Source organism: Pseudomonas sp. FP1154 (assembly GCF_030687245.1).
GTDB lineage: Bacteria > Pseudomonadota > Gammaproteobacteria > Pseudomonadales > Pseudomonadaceae > Aquipseudomonas > Aquipseudomonas rhizophila.
Genome location: NZ_CP117465.1, coordinates 889078 through 907653 on the forward strand (window position 1 = coordinate 889078; position 18576 = coordinate 907653).

Here is an 18576-nt window from a genome sequence, read left to right on the forward strand (position 1 = left end):
GGCCCCCATCTTTCAATGGAGGCCTTTCTTACTGAGGTGTAACGGGCTGATTAAGCGCCGTATACTGGCAGCTTTTTGCAGATCGCCTTGACCTTCTCGCGAACGGCGTCGATCACCGCTTCGTTGTTCAGGTCCGCCAGGATGTCGCAGATCCAGCCAGCCAGCTCCTTGCACTCGGCTTCTTTGAAACCACGGGTGGTCACGGCCGGGGTGCCAAAGCGCAGGCCGGAGGTGACGAACGGGGAGCGTGGGTCATTGGGCACCGAGTTCTTGTTCACGGTGATGAACGCCTTGCCCAGCGCTGCGTCGGCGTCTTTGCCGGAGATGTCCTGCTTGATCAGCGACAGCAAGAACAGGTGGTTCTCGGTCCCGCCGGACACTACGTCGAAGCCACGCTCGATGAATACGCCGGCCATGGCCTTGGCGTTTTTCACCACTTGTTGCTGGTAAGCCTTGAACTCAGGCTGCAGCGCTTCCTTGAAGCAGATCGCCTTGGCGGCGATCACGTGTTCCAGCGGGCCACCCTGGGCGCCGGGGAATACGGCGGAGTTGAGCTTTTTCTCGATGTCGGCGTTGGCGCGAGCCAGGATCAGGCCACCACGTGGGCCGCGCAGGGTCTTGTGGGTGGTGGTGGTGACGACGTCGGCGAATGGCACGGGGTTGGGGTAGACGCCAGCGGCAACCAGGCCCGCAACGTGCGCCATGTCCACGAACAGGTAGGCACCGACCTTGTCGGCGATTTCGCGGAAACGTGGGAAGTCGAGGATCTGCGAGTAGGCGGAGAAACCGGCCACGATCATTTTCGGCTTGTGCTCGAGTGCCAGGCGCTCGACTTCGTCGTAGTCGATCAGGCCATTGCCGTCGATGCCGTACTGGATGGCGTTGTACAGCTTGCCCGAGGACGAAACGCTGGCGCCGTGGGTCAGGTGACCGCCGTGGGCCAGGCTCATGCCCAGAATGGTGTCACCGGCCGACAGCAGCGCCAGGTAGACAGCGGCGTTGGCCTGGGAACCGGCGTGAGGCTGGACGTTGGCATAGTCGGCACCGAACAGTTCCTTGGCGCGGTCGATGGCCAGTTGCTCGACCACGTCGACGAACTCGCAACCACCGTAGTAGCGCTTGCCTGGATAGCCTTCGGCGTACTTGTTGGTCAGTACCGAGCCTTGAGCTTCCATCACCGCGGGGCTGGTGTAGTTTTCCGAAGCGATCAGCTCAATGTGCTCTTCCTGGCGCTGAGCTTCTTGCTCCATGGCGGCAAAGAGATCGGCGTCGTACTTGGCAATAGTCAAATCACGGCTGAACATGGCGGTCCTCAAGGATCGGGGGCAGAAAAGGGGGGCATTCTAACCCAACCGGTTTTGGAAGGCATATGAAAGGACGTCATGTCGCGGACGAATGGGATTCACGCTGCCTGTACTGGCCTCATCGCGAGCAGGCTCGCTCCCACAGGGGGGCTGTGGTGTATGTCTATTCCAAGGACAGCCAAAAGCAATTGTGGGAGCGAGCCTGCTCGCGATGAGGCCCGCCCGGCCAGCACAAGCTTTCAGTCGAGCATGAACAGCGCATCATTGCTGAACTGCGCCTCAAACCGGTTGGCCGGCATCGGCCGGCCGAACAGGTAGCCCTGGACTTCATCGCAGCCGTGCTCGCGCAGAAAGTCCAGTTGCTCGTGGGTTTCGACCCCTTCGGCAATCACCGCCAGGTTGAGGCTGTGGGCCATGGCGATGATCGCCCGGGCGATCTGGGCGTCCTGTTCGCCGGATGGCAGGCCATCGACAAAGGTGCGGTCGATTTTCAACACGTCGATGGGGAATTGCTTGAGGTAGTTGAGGGACGAATAACCGGTGCCGAAGTCATCCACGGCGATGCTCAGGCCCAGGTTTTTCAGCCCGGCCAGGATCTGCATCGCCTCGCTGACTTCACGCATCAGGATGCTTTCGGTCAGTTCCAGTTCCAGACAGGCCGGCGGCAGGCCGGTGCTACGCAGGATGTTGGCGATGCGCGTGCCGAGCTGGCCATCGGAGAACTGCCGGGCCGAAATGTTGACCGAGACTTTCGGCACCCGGACCTTGGCCTGGTGCCAGGTCTTGAGCTGCCGAGAGGCTTCGCTGATCACCCAGTCACCGACGTCCACCACCAACCCGAGCTCTTCGAGGACCGGGATGAAGTCCCCTGGCGGCACCAGCCCGCGTCGTGGATGGCGCCAGCGCAGCAAGGCCTCGGCGCCGGTCAGGCGTTTGCCGTCGCCGCTGAACTGTGGCTGGTAATACAGCACGAACTCATTCTGCTCCAGGGCGTGGCGCAGGTCGCTTTCCAGCTCCAGTCGTTCCAGGGCGCTGGCGTTCATGTCGGCCTGGTAGAACTGGAAGTTGTTCTTGCCGCGCTCCTTGGCGTGATACATGGCCGTGTCGGCGTTCTTCATCAGCTGACTCAGCTCGTTGCCGTCCTGAGGGCTCAGGGCGATACCGATGCTGGCGGTGACGAAGAACTCCCGACCTTCCAGTACGAACGGTCGGACCAGGCTGGCGAGGATCTGCTCGGCCACGTTGATCGCCCGGTTGAGCGCCATTTCGCGGCTGGAACGCGGTTGCAGCAGCAGGGTGAATTCGTCGCCGCCCATGCGCGCCACGGTGTCGTCGTCGGCCACGCAGCCGAGCAGCCGCGTGGCCATTTCCTTGAGCATCCGGTCGCCGGCGGCGTGGCCCAGGGAGTCGTTGATCGGCTTGAAGCGGTCCAAGTCGAGGAACATCAGCACGACCCAGTTTTTCTGGCGCTCGGCCGATTGCAGCGCGGTGTGCAGGCGATCCTGAAACAGCGTGCGGTTGGGCAGGTGGGTCAACGCGTCGTAGTAGGCCAGGCGATGGATGCGCTGTTCGCTGGCCTTGCGTTCGCTGATGTCGCTGAAGAAGCACACGTAGCTGGCCAGGTCGCCTTCATCGTCCAGCACCGCCGTAATGCCGACCCAGGCCGGATAGTGCTCGCCATTGCGGCGCTTGAGCCAGACCTCGCCTTCCCACGTGCTGTGTTGCTGCAACTGCTTGAGCACGTAGCGCAGGTGGGCTTCCTGCTGCTCGTCCACGGTCAGCATGTTGGGCAACTGGTCCAGCACCTGCGACACCGCATACCCGCTGACGCGGCTGAAGGCTTCGTTGGCCTGGACAATGTAACCGGCCGGGTCGGTGATCAGGATCGCAGAGGTCGAATGCTCGAATACCGTGGCGGCCATGCGCAGGTCTTTTTCGGCGCGTCGTTGCTGGCTGATATCGCGGCCCACGCCCAGCACGCCTTCGAACGCGCCGTGCTCATCCCACACCAGTACCAGCCGCAGCTCGATGGGGATCTTGCGCCCGTCGGCGCGCAGGCAGTCGAACAGAAACAGCTGGGTCTGCATCTGGTTGCGCAACTCGGCCAGTTGCTCAGGCTTGTCGAGGGCTTTGCTGACCCGATCCATCAAGGTGTAGATGCCGGTCAGTTGTTGCGGGTTGGCGATGGTCGATTGCCAGCCGTTCTGGAATATCCAGTCAGCGCTGTAGCCCAGCACTGCTTGCACCGAGGGGCTGACGTAGTTGAGCGAAAGCTTGCTGTTGGTGGAGAAAATCACGTCGCTGATGCTTTCGGCGAGCATCCGGTAGCGTTGTTCGCTGTCGCGCAGCGATTCGCTGGCTTCGATCTGTTCGGTGATGTCTTTGGCTACGCCGATGATCCGTGTCACCTGATCGTGCCGGTCCCGGGCCAGGGCTTGTTCGCGAATGTCGAAGCGCCGCCACTTGCCATTGCGATGGCGAAAGCGCAGTTGGCATTGCAGCAGTTGCGCATACCCGGCCTGGCGTTGTGCCTGGCGCAAGTTGTGATAGTGGTCGGCGTCTTCGCTGTGCAGCAGGATTTCCCAGAAGTATTCGCCCATCTGGTGCAGTTCGGTGCGGTCGTACCCCAGGGTCTGTCCCAGGTGATGGTTGCTGAAGATCATCCGCTGGCTGATCACGTCTTGCACATAGAGATGGTCCGGTACGGTGCGCACCACGTCGGACCAGAAGCCTTCGCGTTCGAGCAGCGACAGTTCGATCAGCTTGCGGCTGGTAATGTCGCTGATGCTCAGGATGACGGCGTTGTAGTCCTGCTGTTTTTCCGGCAGACGCAGCACCAGCCATAGGTGCTGATCACGGCCATGGGCGTCCTGCAGCTTGATTTCCAGCTCCAACTGCTTGTGCTGGTCGAGCAGCGCTTCGAGCAGCTTCGAACCCACTGGGTTGTTGTCCTGGGCAGCATTGCCGACCAGCAGTTGCCAGGCCCGCTCGCAGGAGTTGACGTTGAGCAGCTTCAACGCCATCTGATTGACCTCGGTGACGTGAACTTCCTGCTGCAGTTGTTCAAGCTGGTGAGGGATGGCCAACCAGGCGCGCAACTGGTCGCCGTTGCGCAGGCCGGTCCTTTCAAAAAATGCCTTGAGGCTCGACAGGTCAAGCACGCAGAGCGCGACGCCGGTGCCTTCGAAAATATCCTGGTAGCGTCGGCGGCCCTCGTGCAACTGACGCTGGCGACGGCGCATGCTCAAGAGCGCGATCACCGGCAGCATTGAAAACGCCAGGCCTAGCAGGCATTTGCCGATGAAGGCCGGCAGCAATTGCTCCAGCACCTGGCGCCGGTCGAACAGTCCACGCAATTGCCAGTCGCTGCTGCTCAGGGGCACGGTCAGCACGGTGTTGCTCAGATCATCCGGGGACAGCCGGGTAGGGCTGGCCGAGGGCAGGCTTTCGTCCCGGCTGATGATTTGCTGGTTGAGGCGGTTTTCCACCAGCCACAGTGGGCGCATGCCTGTATCGGCCTGCTTGGTCAGGGTCGAGAAGAAGGTTGGGGTCAGGCGCAGCGCCCAATAGCTGCGGCTGCTGCCGCTGGCCTGGTGCAACAACAGATGCACCACGGAGCCGTCATCGGCATTGCTGAAATAGTGCGCCTGGGCCCGACTGCGCCGTACCAGCTCTGCCAGGTAATCGGCATCGTGGCTGGCAGGATCACTGTCGCTGAGCACCCGGCCGGAAGGGCTCAGCAACGCCAGGCTGCGTAGCTCGGGCAACGATTGCTGGAGTTTGCGCAGCAGGGCCTGCTGTTCGTCGGCGCTCTGCGGTTGTTCGACGATCGGTAGCAGGTTGAGGGCGATCTGCGCATTCAAGGCCATGTTCAGGCTGACTTGCGCGGCCAGGTCGGCGGTGTAATCGATGGTGTACTGGCGCTGTTGCTGCTGGGTTTCGCGCAATTGATCAAGCAACTGCCAGAAGAGCAATCCAAGCAGCAAGAGCACCAGTGTGGCCAGCGCGCCCTTCAATGTCCCGCGCAGGGGCGAGCCGCTCGCAGCAGTCGGTGCGCGTGGGGACAGGGTCGGCGTGACGTTGGACAAGCTGTAATCCTGCAGTTTGCTGGACTGGCGCGACGTGCACTATAAGCCGGACGCCCAAAGGGCGGCTAGCATGCCTTGACTTGTGGCAAAGTGCCAGCCCCTGGTGGCTGGACCTTGACCGATGGTTGAGGTAGCTTTGCCGGTCAAACAAGAGCGCGCAAGCTCCGATCCCCAGGCTTTATCTGCCCGCCGGCATTGATAACCGTCAAGCGCCGGCGCCGCGCATGGCCTGGCCCGTTCTTTTCACCTGTCACTGACGCTAGGTTCACCATGGCTCAATACGTCTTCACCATGCATCGGCTGAGCAAAGTTGTTCCGCCGAAGCGGGAAATCCTGAAAAACATTTCACTGTCGTTCTTCCCCGGGGCCAAGATCGGCGTACTGGGCCTCAACGGTTCGGGTAAGTCCACGCTGCTGAAAATCATGGCCGGTGTCGACAACGAGTTCGACGGTGAAGCCCGTCCGATGCCCGACTTGAACATCGGTTACCTGCCTCAAGAGCCTCAGCTGGATCCGACCAAGACCGTACGGGAAGTGGTCGAGGAGGCGGTCAGCGTGATCAAGGATGCCCAGGCGCGCCTGGACGAGGTCTACGCGGCCTACGCCGAACCGGATGCCGACTTCGACAAGCTGGCCGCCGAACAGGCCAAGCTCGAAGCGATCCTGCAGGCCAGCGATGGCCATAACCTGGATCGCCAGCTGGAAGTCGCCGCCGATGCGCTGCGCCTGCCGGCCTGGGATGCCAAGGTTGAACACCTCTCTGGTGGTGAAAAGCGTCGTGTGGCTCTGTGCCGCCTGCTGCTGTCGGCGCCGGACATGCTGTTGCTCGACGAGCCAACCAACCACCTGGACGCCGATTCTGTCGCCTGGCTCGAACACTTCCTGCACGATTTCCCGGGCACTGTGGTCGCGATCACGCACGACCGTTACTTCCTGGACAACGTCGCCGGCTGGATCCTGGAACTGGACCGCGGCGCGGGTATTCCTTACGAAGGCAACTACTCGGGCTGGCTTGAAGCCAAGTCCGATCGTCTGGCCCAGGAATCCAAGCAGCAGTCGGCCCATGAAAAAGCCATGAAGGAAGAACTGGAGTGGGTGCGCAAAGGCGCCAAGGCCCGCCAGTCCAAATCCAAGGCACGTCTGCAACGCTTCGAGGAAATGCAGTCCCAGGAATTCCAGAAGCGCAGTGAAACCAACGAGATCTACATCCCGGCCGGTCCGCGCCTGGGCGACAAGGTCATCGAATTCAAGAACGTCACCAAGGGCTATGGCGACCGCGTGCTGATCGACAACCTGTCGTTCGCCATGCCCAAAGGCGCCATTGTCGGTGTGATCGGTGGTAACGGTGCGGGTAAATCCACGCTGTTCCGCATGCTGATGGGCAAGGAAACACCGGATTCGGGCACCATCGAAATCGGCGAAACCGTGCAGCTGGCCTGTGTCGACCAGAGCCGCGAAGACCTGGACGGCAGCAAGACCGTGTTCCAGCAGATCTCCGACGGTTCCGACCAGATCCGCATCGGCAACTATGAAATTCCGTCGCGCACCTACGTGGGGCGCTTCAACTTCAAGGGCGGCGACCAGCAGAAGTTCGTCAAGGACTTGTCCGGTGGTGAACGCGGTCGCTTGCACCTGGCGTTGACCTTGAAGGAGGGCGGCAACGTCCTGCTGCTCGACGAACCGTCCAACGACCTCGACGTCGAAACCCTGCGTTCCCTGGAAGAAGCCCTGCTGGACTTCCCGGGCGCAGCGATTGTGATCTCCCACGACCGGTGGTTCCTCGACCGTGTGGCGACCCACATCCTGGCGTACGAAGACGACTCGCAAGCGGTGTTCTTCGAAGGCAACTACACCGAGTATGAGGCCGATCGCAAGAAACGCCTGGGCGAAGCCGCTGCCCAGCCGCACCGCGTAAGGCACAAGAAGCTGGCCTGATTCGGCCGGCGACCGAGCGACAAACCCTGTGGGAGCGAGCCTGCTCGCGATAGTGGTGGATCAGCCAGCGTAAGTTGCCTGACCCGCCGCCATCGCGAGCAGGCTCGCTCCCACAGTGGTTTTGGGTCAGTCACAAGCTGCACGGTGGGGCTCGCTCCCACAGTGGTTTTGGGTCAGTCACAAGCTGCACGGTGGGGCTCGCTCCCACGCTGGTTTTGGGTCAGTCACAAGCTGCACGGTGGGGCGCGATTCCTGTGGGAGCGAGCCTGCTCGCGATGAGGCCGGCAAGATCACCCCGGTTCTATCGCCACCACTTCAATGGTCAAATCCCCCACCGGCCGTTTCCAGATCACTTCATCGCCAACTTTCGTCCCCAGCAACGCCCGCCCCAGCGGCGAGCCCCAATTGACCAGTCCGCTGGCCGCATCGGCCTGATCTTCACCCACCAACTGCACTCGCTGCTCGTGGTCATGCTCATCGACAAAGGTCACCCAATGCCCGATCCGCACCTGATCCAATGAGGTTGGCGTAACGACCTGCGCGCTTTGCAAACGCTGATTGAAATACCGCAGATCCCGTTCGATATCCGCGATTCGCTGCTTGTCCGCCAGTTCTCCCCTGGCCACCTGCTGGCTGTGCAGCGCCTGCAGCTCAGCGACCCGGGCCTGTAATTGGGCGAGTCCGGCGGGCGTGACGTAATTGGGTTGCGCGCTGACCTGGCGTTCGACCGGCTGATCGGCCTGGGCAGCGGCGTTGTCCTCATTGACGAAGGCGCGACTCATGATGTTCTCCTCTATTGGAGTTTGGGCCATGGTCGCAGGCTTTTGGTTTCAGCGGATGTCTGTACGCGACTCACTGTGAGCGATAAGCCCGGGCGGCGTCCTGGTCCTTCTGCTGCTGCCAGGCCCGTTCTCGCTCGTCCCAATGGCGTTCGCGGTAAGCGTTACGCTCCTCACTTTCGCGCATGGCCTGGCATTGACGGAAACCGTCGCTCCAGCCTTCGGCATAGGGAGCGTCCTTGAGATACCGTGGCACGTCCTTCCTGAACTGGCCGGTGATCACGCCGGCTGCCTGCCGGCCGCTGCTGCAACCGTCATCAAAGCCGTCGGCGAATGCCGGAGGGTAACCCCGGGCGATCAGGTTTTCGTGGGTGGTTTCGCAGCCACCGAGCAACATCACCACACTCAGCACCACCGCGCGCCTCATTTTTTTTGCATTCCTGCCTGATCCACTCATAAGAGAAGTTTAGAAGTGGATTCGTCAGGCCGATGTGAAACCGCTGTGATGAATCTGTTCGCTTAGGTGAGTGCGGGGTATGCCCCGGTCAATAGTGATACCACTTCACCTCCAGCATCACTTCGTTCTCCGGTGACGCCAGATGGCTGAACTCGCGCTGGGCACTCAGGCGCAGACCGAGGTTGCGTGACAGTTCCCACTGCTGGTTCAGGCTCACGCTACGGCGCACTTCGCCGTTGATGAAATAGTCGCCTTTGGCCTCCAGGCTCAAGTTGCCCAGCGGGTTTTTCCACAGCACGCCAGTGTTGAAGCCTGCGGCCGGAGCGATGAACTGGGCGAAGTCGTTGTTGTGTTCGACCCGCACCGTGCCCAAGGCAAACCCCAGCATGTCGTCACCCAGTGCCCAGGTGCCGCCGGCTCCGCCATTGACGTGGCTGACCAGGGTTTCGTCGTCGTGCTTGCCCGACACCCGCTCCAGGCCGCCGGTGACTTGCCAGGACAGCGGCTGCAGCAGTTCGTTGCGCGGAGTCAGGGAGCGAATGGTCGCAAGGTCCAGCTGTTGCACCTGCCAGTCATTGCCTTCGTACTGGCGCAGCTTCAGTTGCAGGATCTCGATCTGTGCGCCCAACGGGAAACTCTCGGCGTTGTCGTTGAGGTCGTGATAGGCCATGCGCAGGCCATATTCGCCGAACGCCCGGTCGCCACGAGTGCCGAGGCCAGCCTGCCAGGTGCGCGACTCGTGGCCATCCTCGGGCAGGCCCGGTTGCGGGATGTCGAGTTCCGGCGCGGGGTTCTGGTTGATCGCCCGCAACAGTTCGAAACTGCGCTGGGCGCGCTGTGGGTCGCGTTCCTGGCCGTTGGCGCGGTAGCGCTCCAGGCGATAGGCGGCGTCGATGATCAGAGCCTGGCGAGCGCGAGGCAATGCCTTGAATGCTGAAGTCTGCAGTTGTTTCTGGTCGGCGCTGACTTTCAGCACCCACTGCTGCTCGTCGTCGGTGAGTGGTTCGGCGCGGCTGAGCAGTTCCCGCTCACGGGAGGGCCGGTATTCGATGCTTTCCACCAGGCCGGCTTCTTTCACCGCCTTCACGGTGTCGGTGGGAATCGCCGTCAACGGGAATTGTTCGGTCAGCCGCAGGCTGGGACGGGCCACTTGCAGCAGTTCGAGCAGGCGATAGGAGCAGTTTTCGTCGAAGAAAAAATAGTCGAACTCAATCTGCTTGAGTTCCCACACATGCTCGACCATGCGCTCGGTTTCCACCTGGCTCAGATTGAGGCGGTATTCCCACAGGTCGCGGTTTTCCAGGCTGCGGTACTCGGAGAGCTTTTCCTGATAGGGCACCAGGGCGAACAGGCCCGGGTAACCGCCCATCAGGCCTTTCCAGGCATACAGAATGCTGTTGTCCGAGCCTTCGATATAGGCACCGAAGTTGATCGCATAGCTGAGCAGCGCGGTCTTGTCGCTTTGCACATCGGCCTGGTCGATGCGCAGCAGGGTGTGGCCAAACATCGAAGAAGGGCTGTTCAGGTAGGCGGCCGGAAAAATCATCACCGCGCTGTGGGGCGCGACATCCTTGAACCATTGGGTGAATTCGCTGCAGTCAACCGTCGGCAGATCCGTCAGGTTGAGCTGCGCCTTCAGCCAGCGTGTTCGCGCCGGGTACACACATTGGGCGTGTTGCTGACCAGCACTGGCCGGGCCGTACAGCGCTTGCACCGTGGCGGCCAGTTCGTGGTCGGGATGTTCGTTGCCGTCGGGAGCGAGGAAAAATCTTTTGTCGCTGATATAGCTGCGCCAGCCACCGAGCTTGGCGGTTTCGTAGTGGCCCAGGGAAATCCAGAAACGGTCGTTGGCCAGTTGCTGCAAGCGTTGAGGGTCGACATGAGGTGCGGCGGACAACGGGGCGCACACACAGAGCGCCAGCCAGGCAAGGCGTTTGAGCATAGTTGGCTACTTGGACAATCGAAAAATAAAGACCGGAAGGGGCCCCAAAAAGAAAACCCGCTCCCCGAGAGGAGCGAGTGGTGTCGAGCTTAAGCTGGAGTGGCGTACTTGGCCAGGCGTGGGTCGCTTTTCAGCACGGCCAGGGTGTTGGTATGCACGTCTTCTGCGGTCACATCAGCCTTGCTGAAGATCTGCTGGAAGTGCTCGTGAGTGACAGCGGAGAAATGCGCACGGTCTTCCGGTGCCACGCCCAGTACTACGGCGTAGGTGGTGAGCGCTTCGCCTTGGCCCTTGGCCATGTCTTCGGACAGCTCGTTCATCATGCCATTCATGGCCAGCCAGGACTTGCCACCGTAGGTCAGTGCCGCGTTGGTCGAGCAACCGTTGGTGCCGGATGTCATGCCGAAGGTGGCGTTGCCCGAGGTGCCGTTGGTGGTGGATGCCAGGAAGTGAGCTGGGGTGCCACGCTGACCTTCGAACAGCATGTTGCCCCAGCCGCAATCCGGACCGCCTGGCGCCTGAGCCATGGCGTTGAGGGATACAGCGGTGAAGAGAGTACCGAGAAGAATCCGTTTCATAGCTATGTTCTCTTTTATGTGCATACCAATGGACAGGGTCTGACCCTACAGGCCAGTGGGCCGGTTATTGTTCCAGCCGCGCAATTTGGAGTTTAGGCACGATCCTGGGGTTCCGTGACATTTTGCAAAAAGTAACAGCAGTGTCATGAATTTACGGGCTCGGGCTCAGGGGATGCCCCTGGACTATGCTTTGGCCTGAGGCGCTTCTTGCCAGTCAGGTGCAGGCAGCGCCAGAATGCCGCTATCTGCCCCGCCTGATGTAAGGAAGCCCGATGCCTGATCCTGTTGCTGCCAGCTTGCGTCTAGCGCCCGAAGCGCTGACCCGCCCGTTTTCCGCTGAACAGTTCAGCTTCTCTACCACCAATGATCTGGAACCCTTCCGCGGTGTGCTTGGCCAGGAGCGTGCGGTCGAAGCATTGCAGTTCGGCGTGGCCATGCCGCGCCCCGGTTACAACGTATTTGTCATGGGAGAGCCCGGCACTGGCCGGTTTTCGTTCGTAAAGCGTTATCTCAAGGCCGAAGGCAAGCGTATGCAGACCCCGGCGGACTGGGTCTACGTCAATAATTTCGATGAGCCCCGCGAACCCCGCGCCCTGGAGCTGCCATCGGGTACGGCGGGGGCTTTCATCGCCGACATCAACGGCCTGATCGACAACCTCCTGGCGACTTTCCCGGCAGTGTTCGAGCATCCGTCCTATCAACAGAAGAAAAGCGCCATCGACCGTGCTTTCAACCAGCGCTACGACCGCGCCCTGGATGTCATCGAGCGCCTGGCGCTGGAGAAGGATGTCGCCCTGTACCGCGACAGCAGCAACATCGCCTTCACGCCGATGAGCGAGGGCAAGGCCCTGGACGAAGCGGAATTCGCCCAGTTGCCGGAGTCCGAGCGCGAGCGTTTTCATGACGACATCTCGGGCCTGGAAGAACGCCTGAACGAAGAGCTCGCCAGCCTGCCGCAGTGGAAGCGCGAGTCCAGCAACCAGTTGCGTCAACTTAACGAAGAAACCATCACCCTGGCCCTGCAACCGTTGCTGGCGCCGCTGTCGGAAAAGTACGCAGAGAACGCCGCGGTCTGCGGCTACTTGCAAGCCATGCAGGTCTACTTGCTCAAAACGGTGGTCGAGCAGTTGGTGGACGACAGCAAGACCGACGCCATTGCCCGCAAGCTCCTGGAGGAGCAATACGCCCCGAGCCTGATGGTAGGGCACCCAACCAGCGGTGGCGCGCCGGTGGTGTTTGAACCGCACCCGACCTACGACAACCTGTTTGGGCGCATTGAATACAGCACTGACCAGGGCGCGCTCTACACCACCTATCGACAACTGCGCCCGGGGGCGTTGCATCGGGCCAACGGTGGTTTCCTGATCCTTGAAGCAGAAAAAATGCTTGGCGAGCCGTTCGTGTGGGATGCACTAAAACGTGCCCTGCAATCGCGCAAACTGAAAATGGAGTCGCCACTGGGCGAGCTGGGGCGTCTGGCCACGGTCACCCTGACCCCGCAGCACATTCCACTGCAAGTCAAAGTGGTGATCATCGGCGCCCGCCAGCTCTACTACGCCTTGCAGGACCTGGATTCGGACTTCCAGGAAATGTTTCGCGTGCTAGTGGATTTCGACGAAGACATTCCGATGGGGGATGAAAGCCTGGAGCAGTTCGCCCAGTTGCTCAAGACCCGTACTTCGGAGGAGGGCATGGCCCCGTTGACCGCCGATGCGGTGGCGCGCCTGGCCACCTACAGTGCGCGCCTGGCCGAACATCAGGGGCGTTTGTCGGCGCGGATTGGCGATCTGTTCCAGCTGGTCAGCGAGGCGGATTTCATTCGTCAGTTGGCCGGTGACGAGATGACTGATGCCGGTCACATCGAACGCGCCCTCAAGGCCAAGGCCACCCGTACCGGGCGCGTCTCGGCGCGGATTCTCGACGACATGCTGGCGGGGATCATCCTGATCGACACCGACGGCGCGGCTGTGGGCAAGTGCAACGGCTTGACGGTGCTGGAGGTGGGGGATTCGGCGTTCGGCGTGCCGGCGCGGATTTCCGCCACGGTCTACCCCGGCGGCAGCGGCATCGTCGACATCGAGCGAGAGGTCAACCTCGGCCAGCCGATCCACTCCAAGGGCGTGATGATCCTCACCGGTTACCTGGGCAGCCGGTACGCCCAGGAGTTTCCTCTGGCGATCTCGGCCAGCATCGCCCTGGAGCAATCCTACGGCTACGTGGACGGCGACAGCGCGTCCCTGGGGGAAGCGTGTACGCTGATTTCTGCCTTGTCGAAGACGCCGCTCAAGCAGTGTTTCGCTATCACCGGCTCGATCAACCAGTTCGGTGAAGTGCAGGCGGTGGGCGGGGTCAACGAGAAGATCGAAGGCTTCTTCCGCCTCTGCGAAGCCCGTGGGCTGACCGGCGAGCAGGGGGCGATCATCCCCCAGGCCAACGTCGCCACCCTGATGCTCGACGAGAAGGTGCTCGCCGCCGTGCGCGCCGGGCAGTTCCATGTTTATGCGGTGCGCCAGGCCGACGAAGCCCTGAGCCTGCTGGTGGGTGAGCCTGCCGGCGAGCCGGATGAAAATGGTGAGTTCCCCGAAGGGAGCGTCAATGCCCGGGTGGTGGAACGGCTGCGGGTGATCGCGGAGATGATCAGCGAAGACGACATCAAGGAAGCGGAAAAGGAACTGGCGCAACAGGCGCTGGCGGAGGCCAAGCCGGCTTGATGCGTTCCAGGTCGGAGTAAGTCAATGTGGGAGCGAGCTTTGTGGGAGCAAAGCTTGCTCGCGATAGCGGTTTTACAGCCAACAGAGGTGTTGTCTGTGACGACGTCATCGCGAGCGAGCTTTGCTCCCACAGGCTCGCTCCCACAATTGTTTGTGGTGATGGCTAAAAAGTGCCACCACTTTGGCGTCAATATTCACACTATGACCATTCGGCGCATTCTGGTCTCGGCGGGACTTGCGGCCGGAACTTTTCTTCTATCCTCAGTTCAAGGATAACGAGAGCCATCATCGGATCGAAACAGCCTTGTCCTGAGGCTGAATACCGGATCTATCGAGGGGCGCCGCCATGTCGCGCAACCTTTGCCTCACTCGTCAATGCCTGGGCCTTGTGACCCGTATCGAATGCGCCATCCGTCCGCTGGCGGGAGATACCGGTATGTGGACCTTACTCTTCGCCGCCGGAATGGCTGGCGAACAACCTTCGGCCATCAAGGCCCAAGGCCCTTTTCCCGGCCCGAATGCCGCTGAGTCCATTCTCGACACCATTGTGCAAAGCCTGACAACGCATGGTTATGAGCTGGCCGACGACCCGCAGATCTGGTGCCTGCACATGCAGGCCCAATTGCGGGAAATCAATGGAGGCCGTTGTCGCAGCGTTGACGGCTTCGAGTTTCGCCCGTTGCATTGAAAGCCGTCATCGTGCGGGCGCTGGCAGTACGGTTTAGCTCCAAGGGCTGAAGTCGCGGATGGGCCTGGCGTTTATGACCCAGGTCGTGACTGATATACTCGCCGCGATTTTTCAGCCCTGGTGTGAGACTCAATGGAACGCTTTATCGAAAATGCAATGTACGCCTCCCGTTGGCTGCTGGCGCCGATCTATTTCGGGCTGTCCCTCGGCTTGCTGGCCCTGGCCCTGAAGTTCTTCCAGGAAGTCTTTCACATCATTCCCAATGTGTTTGCCATGGCCGAATCCGAGCTGATTCTGGTGCTGCTGTCGCTGATCGACATGGCGCTGGTGGGCGGCCTGTTGGTGATGGTGATGATTTCCGGCTATGAGAACTTCGTCTCGCAACTGGACATCGATTCCGACAAGGAAAAGCTCAACTGGCTCGGGACCATGGATTCGTCCTCGCTGAAAATGAAGGTTGCGGCCTCGATCGTTGCCATTTCCTCGATTCACCTGCTGCGCATCTTCATGGATGCCAAGAACGTCGATCCCGAGCACCTGATGTGGTACGTGATCATCCACATGACCTTCGTGGTTTCGGCGTTTGCCATGGGTTACCTGGATAAACTGACCAAGCACTGAGGTCCGTTCATCGCTGCGGCGCACCGCCCGTCTGTTGCAAAGCAGGCGGGCGTTGTCGTTTCTGGTGGCGGCGCTTTGATCAGGGGGCTCGTCACCCGCTGCGGCATCTGTGCTAGTCTGCTCGCCCTTTTGGTTCCGGGCGCTCCGGGAGGCGCTGTGTCAAGCACGGCAAATTCCCGAGCCGTCCGCACAGCGGAGCAGCATCATGTCCGAAGTTAACCTGTCCACCGACGAAACCCGCGTCAGCTACGGCATTGGCCGTCAGTTGGGCGACCAACTGCGCGACAACCCGCCACCGGGCGTGAGCCTGGACGCAATCCTGGCTGGCCTGACCGACGCCTTCGCCGGCAAGCCGAGCCGTGTGGGCCAGGACGAGATGTCCGCCAGCTTCAAAGTCATTCGCGAAATCATGCAGGCCGAAGCTGCCGCCAAGGCAGAAGCCGCCGCTGGCGAAGGTCGTGCATTCCTGGCTGAAAACGCCAAGCGCGAAGGCATCACCACCCTGGCCTCGGGTCTGCAATTTGAAGTGCTGACTCAGGGCGAAGGCGCCAAGCCGAGCCGTGAAGACCAGGTGCGTACCCATTACCATGGCACTCTGATCGACGGCACTGTGTTCGACAGCTCCTACGATCGTGGCCAGCCTGCCGAATTCCCGGTGGGTGGCGTGATCCCAGGCTGGACCGAAGCCTTGCAATTGATGAACGCCGGCAGCAAATGGCGTTTGTACGTGCCAAGCGAACTGGCCTACGGCGCTCAAGGCGTTGGCAGCATTCCGCCGCACAGCGTACTGGTGTTTGACGTCGAGCTGTTGGACGTTCTGTAAGGCATCAACGCTTAAGCAGGCTTTTGTGGGAGCGAGCCTGCTCGCGATGACGGTCGGTCAGTCAATATTGATGTTGAGTGTCACACCGCTATCGCGAGCAGGCTCGCTCCCACAGGGTTTGCGCGCTTCATCCATGAAACCTGCCATTGAAATCCGCCGTAGGGCGCAACGCCCGGGCGTAACAGAACAGGAACAGATTGCGCACCAGTTCCTTGAGCACCAGCGGCTCGCTGGAATTGAGGCTGTTGAGGTCCAGATCCCCCTGGTCCTGCAGTTCGTTCAGGGCTTCTTCTTCAAGCACCGCACAGACTTCCCCGGTTTCCCGATGCAGGATTCTCAGGTAAGGGTGTGGGCGGTCCAGCCAGGCATCGATCAAATAAGTCATGGTTCTCATCTCCTTGATGGGCGTTATGAGAATAATTCTTATTCGCTAAATAGCAAGGCTCTATTGGTGTTCGAATTGTTTTTCTGACGGTGGGTTGCGGCAGCTCAATCGGCTCGCGCTTGGCTCGGAGGCGTAAACGGGGGGTGGAGCGGGGAGGGTGAAGCACCATCCCACGCGGGGCGTGGGATGGAATACGCACGGCTCAGACTTTTCTGACGAACTCGGACTTGAGCTTCATCGGGCCGATGCCGTCGATCTTGCAGTCGATGTCGTGATCACCATCGCACAAACGGATGTTCTTGACCTTGGTGCCCACCTTGACCACCAGCGACGTGCCTTTGACCTTCAGGTCCTTGATCACAGTGATGGTGTCGCCGTCCTGCAGGACATTGCCGACCGAATCCTTCTTCACCGTCTCATCGGACGCCGTTTCAGCTTCACCGCTGGCAGACCATTCGTGGGCACACTCCGGGCAGACCAGTTGAGTACCGTCTTCGTAGGTGTATTCGGAATTGCATTTCGGGCAGGGAGGCAACGTGCTCACTAAGGTTCCTTGGGTATCAGGAGGGTAAAAGGGCGCACATTATATAGGGTTTTAGGCCGCGAAGGGCAGGGCAGTGAAATACCCTTGTGGGAGCGAGCTTGCTCGCGATAGCTGTCTGCCAATCAGCATCAAGCTTACTGACCCAACGCTATCGCGAGCAAGCTCGCTCCCACAGGGGCTTCATGCCATCAATGGGTGCGAGCCACCGCAAACTCGCTCAGTTCCACCAACGCATCGCGGTATTCGCTGGCCGGCAGGGCGTCGAGGCATTTGATTGCGCGGGCGACGTAGTCGCGGGCCAGTTTTGCGGTGTAGTCCAGCGAGCCGGAGGCTTCAACCGCTTCCCGGATGCTCTCCAGGTCTTCGATCCCGCCTTTCTGGATCGCCTGGCGTACCAGTGCCGCCTGCTCAGGAGTGCCTTCGCGCATGGTGTAGATCAGCGGCAGGGTCGGCTTGCCTTCGGCCAGGTCGTCCCCGACGTTCTTGCCCAAAGTCTCGGCGTCGCCCTTGTAGTCCAGCAGGTCGTCCACCAACTGGAAGGCCACGCCCAGGTGATCGCCAAAGGTGCGCAACGCTTCGCTTTGCTCGGCGCTGGCGCCGGCCAGGGCGGCGGCGCTGTGGGTCGAGGCTTCGAAGAGCATCGCCGTCTTGCCGCGGATGACTTCCATATAGGTTTCTTCCGTGGTGCTGGCGTCGCGCACCTTGGACAGCTGCAGCACTTCGCCTTCGGCGATGATGCGCGTGGCCTGGGACAGGATCTTCATCACCGGCATCGAGCCCAGCTCTACCATCATTTCGAACGAGCGCGAATACAGGAAGTCGCCCACCAGCACGCTTGGGGCGTTGCCCCACATGGCGTTGGCGGTCGAGCGGCCGCGGCGCATGCCGGACATGTCGACCACGTCGTCATGCAGCAGGGTCGCGGTGTGCAGGAATTCGATGGTGGCGGCCAGCAGGCGCATGTCGTCGCCTTCGCGGCCCAAGGCCTTGCCACACAACAGCACCAACAAAGGACGCAGGCGTTTGCCCCCGGCCGAAGTAATGTAATCGCCGATTTTCGATACCAGCGGCACTCGGGAAGTCAGCTGCTTCTTGATGATGCCGTCGACGGCGCTAAAATCGTCCGCCACCGCGCGGTAGAAAGCTTGGGGTTGCATCAGCGACAGGTGCTCCAGAAGGGTTGCGCGGCATGCTAGGACCCACGCCTGGGCCTGTCAAGGCGCGATGGACGGCCTCTTGCAAGGCGCTTGCGGCTTGCGTACAATCGCGCACCCTGAACTTCCTGGGCAGCACCTGCCTTACGCAATTGCATCCGGGCCTTCCAGCCCATGCAGCCATGCCAGCCAATACCTCTTCTTATAAAGCGCTGGGTGAGCAGGATTATCGGAGAAATACCATGTCGTACGCAGTAATTGTTACTGGTGGCAAGCAATACAAGGTCGCCCCAGGTGAATACCTGAAGATCGAAAAACTGGAAATCGCTACTGGCGAATCCGTGACTTTTGATCGCGTTCTGTTGGTCGCCAATGGCGATGACGTGAATATCGGCGCTCCAGTCGTTGCTGGCGCTACCGTTGTGGCTGAAGTGATCTCCCAAGGTCGTCACGATAAAGTCCGCATCATCAAGTTCCGTCGCCGTAAGCACCACATGAAGCGTATGGGCCACCGCCAGTGGTACACCGAGATCAAAATCACCGGTATTCAGGCTTAATTTCAGCCTA

At 60.8% G+C, this 18576-nt stretch carries 15 protein-coding genes; 6 read left to right on the plus strand and 9 right to left on the minus strand.

Annotation, left to right across the window (positions count from 1 at the left end; translation table 11 throughout):
* Positions 1-50: 50 nt before the first annotated feature.
* Together glyA and PSH91_RS03935 are read right to left on the minus strand one after the other, a co-directional pair.
* The gene (gene glyA, locus PSH91_RS03930; protein WP_047230150.1) at positions 51-1304 is read right to left on the minus strand and encodes a serine hydroxymethyltransferase; all 1254 of its coding nucleotides are present in this window, start codon (positions 1302-1304) and stop codon (positions 51-53) included.
* A gap of 239 nt (positions 1305-1543) precedes the next feature.
* Entirely contained in the window at positions 1544-5392 is a 3849-nt protein-coding gene (locus PSH91_RS03935) for an EAL domain-containing protein (RefSeq protein WP_047230151.1), read from the minus strand.
* A gap of 270 nt (positions 5393-5662) precedes the next feature.
* Between PSH91_RS03935 and ettA the strand changes: the two genes are divergently transcribed.
* Positions 5663-7327 (plus strand): energy-dependent translational throttle protein EttA, encoded by a 1665-nt coding sequence (ettA, locus tag PSH91_RS03940; RefSeq protein ID WP_047230152.1) that lies wholly within the window; start codon positions 5663-5665, stop codon positions 7325-7327.
* A 290-nt stretch (positions 7328-7617) separates the two neighbouring features.
* Here ettA and PSH91_RS03945 read toward each other — a convergent pair whose 3' ends face one another.
* The 4 genes from PSH91_RS03945 to PSH91_RS03960 all read right to left on the minus strand — a co-directional run bounded on the left by PSH91_RS03945 (position 7618) and on the right by PSH91_RS03960 (position 11083).
* Positions 7618-8109: a GreA/GreB family elongation factor gene (locus PSH91_RS03945; RefSeq protein ID WP_047230153.1), complete on the minus strand. Its 492-nt coding sequence runs from the start codon at positions 8107-8109 to the stop codon at positions 7618-7620.
* A 70-nt stretch (positions 8110-8179) separates the two neighbouring features.
* The gene (locus PSH91_RS03950; protein ID WP_047230154.1) at positions 8180-8533 is read right to left on the minus strand and encodes a hypothetical protein; all 354 of its coding nucleotides are present in this window, start codon (positions 8531-8533) and stop codon (positions 8180-8182) included.
* A 118-nt stretch (positions 8534-8651) separates the two neighbouring features.
* A complete protein-coding gene (locus PSH91_RS03955; RefSeq protein ID WP_305467369.1) occupies positions 8652-10505 on the minus strand; it encodes a DUF4105 domain-containing protein in 1854 nt (617 codons plus the stop codon).
* 89 nt (positions 10506-10594) lie between these two features.
* Entirely contained in the window at positions 10595-11083 is a 489-nt protein-coding gene (locus tag PSH91_RS03960; RefSeq protein ID WP_047230156.1) for a DUF3015 domain-containing protein, read from the minus strand.
* Between the two features lie 272 nt (positions 11084-11355).
* On the opposite strand from PSH91_RS03960, the gene PSH91_RS03965 reads away from it, so the two are divergent.
* From PSH91_RS03965 to PSH91_RS03980, 4 genes are all read left to right on the plus strand, one after another.
* The gene (locus PSH91_RS03965) at positions 11356-13794 is read left to right on the plus strand and encodes a Lon protease family protein (protein ID WP_047230157.1); all 2439 of its coding nucleotides are present in this window, start codon (positions 11356-11358) and stop codon (positions 13792-13794) included.
* A gap of 346 nt (positions 13795-14140) precedes the next feature.
* Complete coding sequence (locus tag PSH91_RS03970) at positions 14141-14482, plus strand: hypothetical protein (protein ID WP_047230158.1); 342 nt, start codon at positions 14141-14143, stop codon at positions 14480-14482.
* 132 nt (positions 14483-14614) lie between these two features.
* Complete coding sequence (locus tag PSH91_RS03975; protein WP_047230159.1) at positions 14615-15103, plus strand: TIGR00645 family protein; 489 nt, start codon at positions 14615-14617, stop codon at positions 15101-15103.
* 205 nt (positions 15104-15308) lie between these two features.
* Complete coding sequence (locus PSH91_RS03980; protein WP_025215564.1) at positions 15309-15926, plus strand: FKBP-type peptidyl-prolyl cis-trans isomerase; 618 nt, start codon at positions 15309-15311, stop codon at positions 15924-15926.
* A 127-nt stretch (positions 15927-16053) separates the two neighbouring features.
* Here PSH91_RS03980 and PSH91_RS03985 read toward each other — a convergent pair whose 3' ends face one another.
* The 3 genes from PSH91_RS03985 to PSH91_RS03995 form a co-directional block, all read right to left on the minus strand.
* Positions 16054-16311, minus strand: coding sequence for a hypothetical protein (locus tag PSH91_RS03985; RefSeq protein WP_047230160.1), 258 nt, complete (start codon positions 16309-16311; stop codon positions 16054-16056).
* Between the two features lie 202 nt (positions 16312-16513).
* Positions 16514-16855: a zinc ribbon domain-containing protein YjdM gene (locus tag PSH91_RS03990; protein WP_076386396.1), complete on the minus strand. Its 342-nt coding sequence runs from the start codon at positions 16853-16855 to the stop codon at positions 16514-16516.
* A gap of 188 nt (positions 16856-17043) precedes the next feature.
* Complete coding sequence (locus PSH91_RS03995) at positions 17044-18012, minus strand: polyprenyl synthetase family protein (protein WP_076386394.1); 969 nt, start codon at positions 18010-18012, stop codon at positions 17044-17046.
* Between the two features lie 239 nt (positions 18013-18251).
* Here PSH91_RS03995 and rplU point away from each other — a divergent pair, with 239 nt between their 5' ends.
* A complete protein-coding gene (gene rplU / locus PSH91_RS04000) occupies positions 18252-18566 on the plus strand; it encodes a 50S ribosomal protein L21 (protein WP_003176051.1) in 315 nt (104 codons plus the stop codon).
* Positions 18567-18576: the final 10 nt, after the last annotated feature.

Coding starts and splice junctions, on each gene's coding strand:
- glyA (WP_047230150.1), bottom strand. CDS start 1,304: ATGTTCAGCCGTGATTTGACTATTGCCAAGTACGACGCCGATCTCTTT.
- ettA (WP_047230152.1), top strand. CDS start 5,663: ATGGCTCAATACGTCTTCACCATGCATCGGCTGAGCAAAGTTGTTCCG.
- PSH91_RS03945 (WP_047230153.1), bottom strand. CDS start 8,109: ATGAGTCGCGCCTTCGTCAATGAGGACAACGCCGCTGCCCAGGCCGAT.
- PSH91_RS03950 (WP_047230154.1), bottom strand. CDS start 8,533: ATGAGGCGCGCGGTGGTGCTGAGTGTGGTGATGTTGCTCGGTGGCTGC.
- PSH91_RS03955 (WP_305467369.1), bottom strand. CDS start 10,505: ATGCTCAAACGCCTTGCCTGGCTGGCGCTCTGTGTGTGCGCCCCGTTG.
- PSH91_RS03960 (WP_047230156.1), bottom strand. CDS start 11,083: ATGAAACGGATTCTTCTCGGTACTCTCTTCACCGCTGTATCCCTCAAC.
- PSH91_RS03965 (WP_047230157.1), top strand. CDS start 11,356: ATGCCTGATCCTGTTGCTGCCAGCTTGCGTCTAGCGCCCGAAGCGCTG.
- PSH91_RS03970 (WP_047230158.1), top strand. CDS start 14,141: ATGTCGCGCAACCTTTGCCTCACTCGTCAATGCCTGGGCCTTGTGACC.
- PSH91_RS03975 (WP_047230159.1), top strand. CDS start 14,615: ATGGAACGCTTTATCGAAAATGCAATGTACGCCTCCCGTTGGCTGCTG.
- PSH91_RS03980 (WP_025215564.1), top strand. CDS start 15,309: ATGTCCGAAGTTAACCTGTCCACCGACGAAACCCGCGTCAGCTACGGC.
- PSH91_RS03985 (WP_047230160.1), bottom strand. CDS start 16,311: ATGACTTATTTGATCGATGCCTGGCTGGACCGCCCACACCCTTACCTG.
- PSH91_RS03995 (WP_076386394.1), bottom strand. CDS start 18,012: ATGCAACCCCAAGCTTTCTACCGCGCGGTGGCGGACGATTTTAGCGCC.
- rplU (WP_003176051.1), top strand. CDS start 18,252: ATGTCGTACGCAGTAATTGTTACTGGTGGCAAGCAATACAAGGTCGCC.